Genomic DNA, 9,987 nt, shown 5'->3' with positions numbered 1-9,987 from the left:
TCGCTGGTTGGACCAGTCTCTGTATGAATCGTCGTCACCACGCCATCTCACTCCAGCAAGCCACGCAGGAGTCGCCGACGTTGGCGAAGCTGACCGCGCTCACCCAGGAGTCCAGTGCCCGGCTAAAAGCCATCGAGGGCTTGATACCCCCGCTGCTGCGCCCCGCCATTCAGGCAGGGCCGATTGAAGGCGCTTGTTGGTGCCTGCTGGTCCGCAGTAATGCCGCCGCCGCAAAAGTCCGGCAATTGCTGCCCGCATTCGAGGCACATCTGCGCAGTCGGGGATGGGAGGTTAACTCCATACGCCTGAAAGTTCAAACCTGAGCACTCAGGCGAAAGACGCCAGCTGCGCCGCAGGCATGGCGTCGCAAAAGAAAAGGCCGCACGCAAAAGAAAAGCCGCATGTCCCTGCGAACATGCGGCCTGTGCAATGGTGCCGATTGTCGGATTCGAACTGACGACCTACCGCTTACAAGGCGGGTGCTCTACCAACTGAGCTAAATCGGCGAATTTCAGATTCTAGCGTTCAAAACGCACGGCTCAAATTGATGCACCTTGAAAGATGTCTCATTTGATGCGCTTGAGCGAAGGACGCCCAGCGCCTCCTGTGGGCGGAGGCGGTCGCGGCGCCTCCTCGTGCGCATCGCTGACAGAGCCGTCCACCGATTGCAACTGAACAGGACCACGCTCGGAAACCGTGGAGCCCGGGACACCCGGTCCAGCGCCCGAGTCCGCGGATGACACTACAGCAGCGGCCGGCGGCACGGACACTTCCTCCTCCAACGGGAAGGCCATACCCTGTCCGTTTTCACGGGCGTAGATGGCGACGACCCGGCGCACCGGGACCATGATGTCGTGCGGCCTGCCGCCGAAGCGTGCCTTGAACTCGATGAAATCGTTGCCCAGTTGCAGCCCGCTCGTCGCGTCGTAGCTTGCGTTCAGGACAATCTCGCCGTTGTTGACGTACTCACGCGGTACCTGAACGGATTCGTTCACACGCACCACCAGATAGGGCGTGAAGCCGTTGTCCGTGCACCACTCATACAGAGCACGAATGAGATAGGGGCGCGTGGAGGGAAATTCCTGGGGCTTCATCGTACGCAAGCAAAAGAAAAAGGCGCAGCAGCTTACTTGCGCATGACTTTCTCGGAAGGCGTCAGCGCCTCGATATATGCCGGGCGGGAGAAAATGCGCTCGGCATATTTGAGCAATGGTGCAGCGTTCTTGCTCAACTCGATGCCGTAATAGTCCAGGCGCCACAACAAGGGGGCAATGGCCACATCAAGCATGGAAAAACCCTCGCCCAACATGTATTTGTTCTTCAAGAACACCGGAGCGAGCTGCGTCAGCCGGTCGCGGATGTGCGTGCGCGCCTTCTCCAATGCCTTTTCATTCCCCTTCGTGGCGCGCGACTCCAGCGCGTTCACGTGAACGAACAATTCCTTCTCGAAGTTCAGCAGGAACAGGCGCACGCGCGCGCGGTCCACCGGATCACCCGGCATCAGTTGCGGGTGGGGGAAGCGCTCATCAATGTACTCGTTGATGATGTTGGACTCGTACAGGATCAAGTCGCGCTCGACCAGGATGGGAACCTGACCATAGGGATTCATCACGCTGATGTCTTCGGGCTTGTTGTACAGGTCCACATCGCGGATCTCGAAATCCATGCCTTTTTCGAAGAGGACGAAACGGCAGCGATGGGAAAAGGGGCAGGTCGTACCCGAATAAAGCACCATCATGGTGAGCAGCTCCTAAAAATCAAAAGAGTGGGTGCCAGGGCACCCACTCTGTACATGCTCGGCAGCGCAGAAATGCGCGGCAAAGAACCTAGCGTTTACTTAACGTCTTTCCAGAAGGCGGCGTTGAGCCTCCATGCGATGAGCGTGAACACGCCGAGGAAGATCAACACCCATACGCCAATGCGAACACGTGTATTTTGCGCTGGCTCGCCCATCCACTGCAGATAATTCACGAGATCACCTAAAGCTTGGTCGTATTGCAACGGCGTCATGCTGCCTGCAGTAACCTGCTCCCAGCCCTTGAGCACATGCTCGGTCTTGCCGTGGCTTTCACGCTCTTCGAAGATCGGGCGGCGCTCGCCTTGCAGTTGCCACAAGGCATGGGGCATGCCCACATTGGGGAACGCCAGATTATTCCAGCCCGTGGCCTTGGTGTCGTCCCGATAGAAGGTGCGCAGGAAGGTGTAGAGATAGTCGGCGCCCGTTCCGCCAGCGCCTGCACGCGAACGTGCAATCACCGTGAGATCGGGCGGGTTGGCGCCGAACCACACCTTGGCCTGCTTGGGATCGATGGCGGACTTCATGGTCTCGCCCACCTTATCGGTCGTGAACAGCAGGTTGTCCTTGATCTGCTGGTCCGTGAGACCGATGTCCTTCAAGCGATTGAAACGCATGAAGGCAGCCGAGTGGCAGTTGAGGCAATAGTTGACGAAGAGCTTCGCACCGTTCTGCAAGGACGCCGTGTCGCTGGTGTTGACAGGCGCCTTGTCCCAGGCCATGCCACCACCGGCGGCATGCGCCCCAGCCACCAGACCCAGAGCTGCAACCAACGTGAGGATGAGTTTTTTCATTGTTGTCGTCTCCAGCTCAGTGCGCAGCAAAAGTCACGCGGTCCGGCACAGGCTTGGGTGTACCCAAGCGGCTCCACCAGGGCATGAGCAGGAAGAAACCAAAGTAGAACAGCGTACCCACTTGCGAAACCCGCTCGCCGATGGGCGATGGCGGTTGCACACCCAGGTAGGCCAGGATGACGAACACAACCACGAATACTGCGTACAGGTACTTGTGCCAGGTCGGGCGATAGCGGATCGAGCGTGCCGGGCTCTGGTCCAGCCAGGGCAGGAAGAACAGAATGATCACGGCACCACCCATCACCACCACGCCCCAAAACTTGGCGTCAATAGCCAGCATGAGGGCGATGGCCACGGCGGCTGCCAGCGCTACGCCACCCTTGATGAGCGCAGGCAAACGGGCCTTGAATACACCGAAGCCCGCACCCAGCACCACACATGCGATCAACACGTACATCATCTCGGTGGTGATGGCGCGCAGCATGGAATAGAAGGGCGTGAAGTACCACACCGGGGCGATGTGGGCAGGCGTCTGCAGCGGATCGGCCGGGATGAAGTTGTTGTACTCCAGGAAGTAGCCACCCAGTTCGGGAGCGAAGAACACCACCGCCGAGAAGATGAACAGGAACACACACACGCCCAGGATGTCGTGCACCGTGTAGTAGGGGTGGAAAGGTACGCCGTCCAGCGGGTGACCATGCTCATCCACCGGCTTGCCGGGGCCCTTGATTTCGATGCCATCAGGGTTGTTGGAGCCTACGTCATGCAGCGCCAGCAAGTGCGCCACCACCAGGCCCAGCAGCACCAGCGGCACAGCGATCACGTGGAAGCTGAAGAAGCGGTTCAGCGTCGCATCGCCCACCACATAGTCGCCACGGATCAGCAGCGCCAGATCGGGGCCGATGAAGGGAATGGCGGAGAACAGGTTCACGATCACCTGTGCGCCCCAGTAGGACATCTGACCCCAGGGCAGCAGATAGCCCATGAACGCCTCGGCCATCAGCGCCAGGAAGATGGCGCAGCCGAAGATCCACACCAGTTCGCGTGGCTTGCGGTAGGAGCCGTACAGCAGGCCGCGGAACATATGCAGGTACACGACCACGAAGAAAGCCGACGCACCGGTCGAGTGCATGTAGCGGATCAGCCAGCCCCACGGCACATCGCGCATGATGTACTCGACAGACTCGAACGCCTTGGCAGCGTCGGGCTTGTAGTGCATCACGAGGAAGATGCCGGTGACGATCTGGATCACCAGTACCAGCAGGGCCAGCGAGCCGAAGATGTACCAGAAGTTGAAGTTCTTCGGAGCGTAGTACTCCGACATGTGCACCTTGTAGGCATCGAAAGCCGTGGGGAAACGGTTTTCCAGCCAGTTGGTGACTTTCACGCCCGCGGACGCGTTGGGCGAGACTTCCTTGAATTCGCGATAAGCAGCCATTTGTCAGTGCCTCCCTCAGGCCTTCTTGTCTTCACCGATCAGGAGCTTGGTCTCCGACAGGTACATGTGCGGCGGCACTTCGAGATTGTCAGGCGCAGGCTTGTTCTTGAACACACGGCCCGCCATGTCGAATGTGGAGCCATGGCAAGGGCACAGGAAACCGCCCTTCCAGTCGTCAGGCAGGGAAGGCTGCGGGCCCGACGCGAACTTCTCCGTGGGAGAGCAGCCAAGGTGGGAGCAGATACCCACGGCCACGAGCACCTCGGGTTTGATGGAGCGCCATTCGTTACGCGCATATTCCGGCGTGAGCTCCGCAGGGTTGCGCGCCGATTTGGGATCGGCAAGCTGCGCATCCAGCTTGGGCAGCTCGGCAAGCTGCTCGGGCGTGCGCTTGACAATCCAAACAGGCTTTCCACGCCATTCCACGGTGATTTTTTCGCCGGGCTTGAGACCCGAGATATCCACCTCGACGGCAGCACCTGCTGCCTTGGCCTTTTCAGACGGTTGGAAAGTGCTCACAAAAGGAACGGCAGTCGCCACGCCGCCCACCGCACCAGCGCAGCCGGACGCAATCAGCCACGTCCGCTTGCTGGAGTCGATCGGAGTTTCACTCATGGGGATCCTCGGTATGCTTCGCTAAGGGGTCAACCGCAAATTGTAGCGGAGTGAAAATGGTTATTCCAACGCAGCTATTGGCCTTAAGCTAGGCAATAGTTCAGTGTTTTCATCTATATCAAAGGAAAAACGAAATGGGCATTGCCAAAGAGTTTCGGGAGTTTGCCGTTAAGGGCAACGTCATTGACCTCGCGGTCGGCGTGATCATCGGTGGTGCCTTCGGCAAGATCGTCGACTCCGTCGTCAGCGACCTCATCATGCCAGTCGTGGGCTTGGTGTTCGGCAAGCTGGACTTCTCCAACCTGTTCATCGTGCTGGGCAGCGTGCCGGAGGGCACGCCCTATACGCTGGAGGCGATTCGCAAAGCGGGCGTGCCGGTACTGGCTTACGGCAATTTCATCACCGTCGCGGTCAATTTCGTGATCCTCGCGTTCATCATCTTCGTGATGGTCAAACAGATCAACCGGCTCAAGCGTGAGACACCCGTCGAGCCGCCCGCCCCGCCCGCCACTCCCGAGGACATTCAGCTGCTGCGCGAGATCCGCGACAGCCTCAAGCGCTGACAGCACGCCAGAGGGCGCGTAAAAAGGCCCACCGCCCTCCCCGGGCGGCGGGCCTTTGCATTTCAGGGAGACGTTCAGGGCCGCGCCAACTGCCGCGCCATGCGCACGGCTTCGATCAGGCTCTCCGCATCCGCCGTCCCCTGCCCCGCGATGTCGAAGGCCGTGCCGTGGTCAGGGCTGGTGCGCACAAGCGGCAACCCGAGCGTAACGTTCACCCCCTTGTCCACGCCCAAATACTTCACCGGGATCAGGCCCTGGTCGTGGTACATGGCCAGCACCACGTCAAACTCGCCGGCGCGCTGCGGCGTGGAGCGGGCGCGCATGAAAATGGTGTCGGGTGCAAACGGGCCGTGGGCATCGATCCCCTCACTGCGCGCCCGCGTCACGGCCGGCGCGATGATTTCGAGCTCCTCGCGGCCGAACAAGCCCCCCTCGCCCGCATGCGGATTGAGCCCCGCCACGCCGATGCGCGGAGCGCGCCCCAGGCTGCGCGAGAGCGCGGCATGGGTGATCCGCAGCGTCTGCAGCACGCTGTCCTGCGTCACCGCGGTAATGGCATCGCGCAGCGCGACGTGGATACTGACGAGCACGGTGCGCAGCTCGTCATTCGCGAGCATCATGCGCACGGGCATCTGCTGCAAGGACACGCCCGCATGGAGCGCTGCCTCGGCTTGCAGCAGTTCCGTGTGACCGGGATGGTGCACGCCCGCGGCCGCGAGCGCCTCCTTGTGCAAAGGCGCCGTCACCAGCGCAGCAACCTCGCCACGCAATGCAGCACGCGCAGCCCACACCACGCACGCCGCCGCGGCACGCCCGGCTTCGGCGCTCACCCGCCCCCAGGGCGCAGGGGCCACCCCCTCCAATTCCGGCAGTTGCCATACGGGCAGGCAGCGCGGCGGAATGTCGGCCAGGTCGACCGGCGCACGGTGCGCATCCAGGCGCGCCACGGGCAAACTGGGCTGGCCCGGCCGCATGATGCAGGACGCCGCACGGCGCATGGTCGGCAGGTCTCCCACGACGAAGCAGCCGCGCAGCACCTGTGGCGCATCGCGAAACGCCTTGGCCACGATTTCCGGACCGATGCCTGCGGGATCCCCCTGGGTGATGGCAAGCGCGGGAAGTGCATTCATGAACAAGCCTATAGATCAAATAGGGCCCTAGCGCTCTACCATAAAGCGCAAGCAGCTATACTTTCAGTAGCAAAAAATCAAGCAGGATTGTCGATATCGATGAAGCGGTGCTCCAACCCCAACCGCTGCGCGACATGGGCCGCGAGCGCCGGCGCACCGTAGCGTTCGGTGGCATGGTGGCCGGCTGCGATAAAGGCCACGCCCGTCTCGCGCGCGAGGTGGGTCTGCTGTTCGGAGATCTCGCCGGTGATGAAGGCATCCGCCCCCGCGGCGATGGCGGACTCGAAGAACCCTTGCGCGCCGCCCGTGCACCAGGCCACGCGGCGGATGGGGCGCACCTGCTCCGGCGCCACCACCGTAGCCGCACGGCCCAGCGCCGCTTGCACGTGCGCGGCCAGCGCACCCACATCTGCGAAGTCCGCCGGCGCAGCAAAGCCCAGGTCCTGCTCGCCAAAACGCTGGTCGGGCTGCCAGCCCAGCACGCGCCCCAGTTGTGCGTTGTTACCCCACTGCGCATGCGCGTCCAGTGGCAAGTGGTAGGCAAACAGATTGATGTCGTGTGCCAGCAGGCGCTGCAGGCGCTGCTTCATCCAGCCGGTCACGCGGCCGTCCATGCCCCGCCAGAACAAGCCGTGGTGCACGAAGATGGCGTCGGCCCGCGCGGCAATGGCGGCATCGATCAGCGCCCGGCTGGCCGTGACTCCGCTGACGATGCGCGCGATCTCGCGCCTGCCTTCCACCTGCAGCCCGTTGGGCCCGTAATCCTTGAAGCGTTCGGGCTGCAGTTCGGCATCAAAGGCCGCCAGCAGCGCGTCCCGGTCGGTATGCGAAGGATGAGACATGTGGCAATTGTCCGCGATGTGCCCCTGCGCTGACCCACATCAAACGTGTTTACCCATGCTTCACACTGCTTAAAAAATCCCGCGCAAACGCGCTCCTAGACTGCCTGGCAAACCACCATGACAACCAACAGGGAATTGGGATGAAACGCATCACGTGGGCCTTCTGGGCCTTCTTGCTCGGCCTCACCGCGCTGTGGCTGATGGCCGACACGCTATGGCCCGCGCAGCCGGGCTACTTCGCGCTGCGCACCGTCTGGGTGCAATACAGCGGCGTACTGGTGATGGGCGCGATGTCGCTCGCCATGCTGTTGGCCGTGCGCCCCGTGTGGCTGGAGCGGCATTTGGACGGGCTAGACAAGATGTACCGTCTGCACAAGTGGCTGGGCATCGCCGCGCTGGCGATCGGTACGGTGCACTGGCTCTGGGCCAAGGGCACCAAATGGGCCGTGGGATGGGGTTGGCTCACCCGACCGCCGCGCGGGCCGCGCCCGCCTGCCGAGAACCTGGGCCTTGCCGAGGCCACGCTGCGCGATTGGCGCGGCCTCGCCGAAGGCGTGGGCGAGTGGGCGTTCTACGCAGCGGTGCTGCTCATCGTGCTGGCGCTGGTCAAGCGCTTTCCGTACCGGCTGTTCGCCAAGACGCACCAGTTGCTGGCCGTGGCTTACCTGGCGCTGGTCTTCCACACCGTGGTGCTGGTGCAGTGGAGCTACTGGTCGCAGCCGATCGGCTGGCTGCTGGCCCTGCTGGTGGCCGCCGGCACGGTATCAGCCGTGCTGGTACTGACCCGCCGCGTGGGCGGGCGCCGCACCGTTCAGGGTCGCATCGTTTCATTGCAGCCTTATCCCGCGCTGCGCGTGCTGGAAACGCGCATCCGTCTCGACGGCCTCTGGCCGGGGCACCGCGCGGGGCAATTCGCCTTCGTCACCTCCGACCCCAAGGAAGGCGCGCACCCCTACACCATCGCATCGGCGTGGATGCCACAAGACCCGTGCGTCACTTTCATCACCAAGGCCCTCGGCGACCACACCAGCCGCCTGCCCGACCGCCTGCGCGTGGGCGACCACGTGACGGTGGAGGGGCCGTACGGCTGCTTCACATTCGACGACGCACGTCCGCGCCAGATCTGGATCGGCGCCGGCATCGGCATTACGCCGTTCATCGCACGCATGAAACAACTCGCACACGGGGGCTCCCACTCCACCAGGCCCATCGACCTGTTCCACACCACCGCCGACCACGACCCGGTGGCGCTGGAAAAGCTGCGTGTCGATGCGCAGGCCGCCGGCGTGCGCCTGCACCTGTTCGTGGATGCACAGGACGGGCGCCTGGACGGCGAGCGTCTGCGAGCGCTGGTGCCCGAATGGCGAAACGCCAGCGTCTGGTTCTGCGGCCCGATACCGTTCGCCTCTGCCCTGCGGGCAGACCTGGCCGCGCACGGCCTGCCCACGCAGGCCTTCCACCAGGAACTGTTCCAGATGCGCTGATGCGACGCGAAGAAGGCCCCTCGCAACGCCAGGCCCGCCACTGCGTCTGCAGGGACTCGCGCCGCGCCGTCCCACGCCCCGAAACCGGGGCACACGCCTACAATTTGCGCTCGCCTTCCAACCGCATCACGCCCCATGAAACGCCTCTGGCTCCTGCTCTCCCAATCCGTCACCGTGCTGCTGGCTGCGTACTTCGTGGTGGCCACCCTGCAGCCCGACTGGCTGCAGCGCGGCGCCACACGCAGCGGCGCTGGCATTTCGCTCATCGAGGCGCCCTCCTCCACGTCCGCCCAGCCCGCGGCGGGCAGCTTCAGTGGGGCGGCGCGCAGGGCGGCGCCAGCGGTGGTCAGCATCAACACCAGCAAGGCCGTGCGTCACCCGCGCAGCAACGACCCGTGGTTCCAGTTCTTCTTTGGCGACCAGGGCACCCAGGCGCAAACCGGCCTGGGCAGCGGCGTGATCATCAGCCCCGACGGCTACATCCTCACCAACAACCACGTGGTGGAGGGCGCCGACGAGATCGAGGTCACGCTCACCGACAGCCGGCGCGCGCGCGCCACCGTGATCGGGACCGACCCTGAAACCGACCTGGCCGTGCTGAAGGTGGATCTCGACAAGCTGCCCGTCATCGTGCTGGGCGACTCCGACCAGCTCGCCGTGGGCGATCAGGTGCTGGCCATCGGCAACCCCTTTGGCGTGGGCCAGACGGTCACCAGCGGCATCGTGTCGGCACTGGGTCGCAGCCAACTGGGCATCAACACTTTCGAGAACTTCATTCAGACCGACGCGGCCATCAACCCCGGCAACTCCGGCGGCGCGCTGGTGGACGTGAATGGCAACCTGATGGGCATCAACACCGCCATCTACTCCCGCTCAGGCGGCAGCATGGGCATCGGCTTCGCCATTCCCGTGTCGACGGCCAAGCTGGTGCTGGACGGTATCGTGCGCGACGGGCAGGTCACGCGCGGCTGGATCGGCGTGGAGCCCAACGAACTGTCCCCGGAACTGGCGCAGACCTTTGGCGTGAAGGCCACGGAGGGCGTGATCATCACCGGCGTGCTGCAGGGCGGTCCCGCGGCAGTGGCGGGGGTGCGGCCGGGCGACGTGATCCTGAGCGTGGAGGACAAAGCCACCAACAACGTGTCGCAACTGCTCACGGCGGTGGCGTCCCTCAAGCCCGGCTCCGCGGCCAGCTTTGCGCTGCAGCGCGGCGACGCGCGGCTGGAGGTATCGGTCGTGCCGGGCACGCGGCCCCGCGTGCAGCAGCGCCGCTGAACGGCATTGCTATCAAAAAAATAGCTTCCCGCGCTTGTCTGTAAAGCGCGG

At 63.5% G+C, this 9,987-nt stretch carries 11 protein-coding genes and 1 tRNA gene; 4 read left to right on the top strand and 8 right to left on the bottom strand.

The annotated features are described in order from the left end of the window. Window positions 1-23: 23 nt before the first annotated feature. A complete protein-coding gene (locus DTPSY_RS17850) occupies window positions 24-323 on the top strand; it encodes a hypothetical protein (protein WP_012655741.1) in 300 nt (99 codons plus the stop codon). A 107-nt stretch (window positions 324-430) separates the two neighbouring features. Here the strand turns inward: DTPSY_RS17850 and DTPSY_RS03740 are convergent. The 6 genes from DTPSY_RS03740 to petA all read right to left on the bottom strand — a co-directional run bounded on the left by DTPSY_RS03740 (window position 431) and on the right by petA (window position 4,642). Beyond that, window positions 431-506, bottom strand: a tRNA-Thr gene (locus DTPSY_RS03740). Between the two features lie 60 nt (window positions 507-566). After that, window positions 567-1,094, bottom strand: a complete 528-nt coding sequence (locus DTPSY_RS03735) for a ClpXP protease specificity-enhancing factor (RefSeq protein WP_012655740.1) — start codon at window positions 1,092-1,094, stop codon at window positions 567-569. A 32-nt stretch (window positions 1,095-1,126) separates the two neighbouring features. Further along, window positions 1,127-1,738: a glutathione S-transferase N-terminal domain-containing protein gene (locus tag DTPSY_RS03730; protein ID WP_011804241.1), complete on the bottom strand. Its 612-nt coding sequence runs from the start codon at window positions 1,736-1,738 to the stop codon at window positions 1,127-1,129. A gap of 95 nt (window positions 1,739-1,833) precedes the next feature. Continuing rightward, entirely contained in the window at window positions 1,834-2,589 is a 756-nt protein-coding gene (locus tag DTPSY_RS03725; protein ID WP_012655739.1) for a cytochrome c1, read from the bottom strand. A gap of 16 nt (window positions 2,590-2,605) precedes the next feature. Next, window positions 2,606-4,027, bottom strand: coding sequence for a cytochrome b (locus DTPSY_RS03720; protein WP_012655738.1), 1,422 nt, complete (start codon window positions 4,025-4,027; stop codon window positions 2,606-2,608). A gap of 15 nt (window positions 4,028-4,042) precedes the next feature. Beyond that, entirely contained in the window at window positions 4,043-4,642 is a 600-nt protein-coding gene (petA, locus tag DTPSY_RS03715; protein ID WP_012655737.1) for a ubiquinol-cytochrome c reductase iron-sulfur subunit, read from the bottom strand. Between the two features lie 134 nt (window positions 4,643-4,776). On the opposite strand from petA, the gene mscL reads away from it, so the two are divergent. Next, window positions 4,777-5,205 carry a large conductance mechanosensitive channel protein MscL gene (gene mscL, locus DTPSY_RS03710; protein ID WP_011804237.1) on the top strand — a complete coding sequence of 143 codons (429 nt, stop codon included), beginning with the start codon at window positions 4,777-4,779 and terminating at the stop codon, window positions 5,203-5,205. 74 nt (window positions 5,206-5,279) lie between these two features. Here the strand turns inward: mscL and pdxA are convergent, their stop codons facing one another. Together pdxA and DTPSY_RS03700 are read right to left on the bottom strand one after the other, a co-directional pair. Continuing rightward, on the bottom strand, window positions 5,280-6,335 hold the full coding sequence (pdxA, locus tag DTPSY_RS03705) for a 4-hydroxythreonine-4-phosphate dehydrogenase PdxA (protein WP_012655736.1): 1,056 nt from the start codon (window positions 6,333-6,335) through the stop codon (window positions 5,280-5,282). Window positions 6,336-6,412: 77 nt separating this feature from the next. Beyond that, the gene (locus DTPSY_RS03700) at window positions 6,413-7,177 is read right to left on the bottom strand and encodes a Nif3-like dinuclear metal center hexameric protein (RefSeq protein ID WP_012655735.1); all 765 of its coding nucleotides are present in this window, start codon (window positions 7,175-7,177) and stop codon (window positions 6,413-6,415) included. Window positions 7,178-7,317: 140 nt separating this feature from the next. On the opposite strand from DTPSY_RS03700, the gene DTPSY_RS03695 reads away from it, so the two are divergent. Both DTPSY_RS03695 and DTPSY_RS03690 read left to right on the top strand, forming a co-directional pair. Further along, a complete protein-coding gene (locus DTPSY_RS03695; RefSeq protein ID WP_012655734.1) occupies window positions 7,318-8,661 on the top strand; it encodes a ferredoxin reductase family protein in 1,344 nt (447 codons plus the stop codon). 135 nt (window positions 8,662-8,796) lie between these two features. Next, the gene (locus tag DTPSY_RS03690; RefSeq protein WP_012655733.1) at window positions 8,797-9,936 is read left to right on the top strand and encodes a S1C family serine protease; all 1,140 of its coding nucleotides are present in this window, start codon (window positions 8,797-8,799) and stop codon (window positions 9,934-9,936) included. Window positions 9,937-9,987 lie beyond the last annotated feature (51 nt).

Source organism: [Acidovorax] ebreus TPSY (assembly GCF_000022305.1).
In the GTDB taxonomy this organism is placed as follows: Bacteria; Pseudomonadota; Gammaproteobacteria; order Burkholderiales; family Burkholderiaceae_C; genus Diaphorobacter; species Diaphorobacter nitroreducens.
Note: the sequence above shows the minus strand (reverse complement) of the source record. Positions and strands in the feature narration are given on the sequence as shown.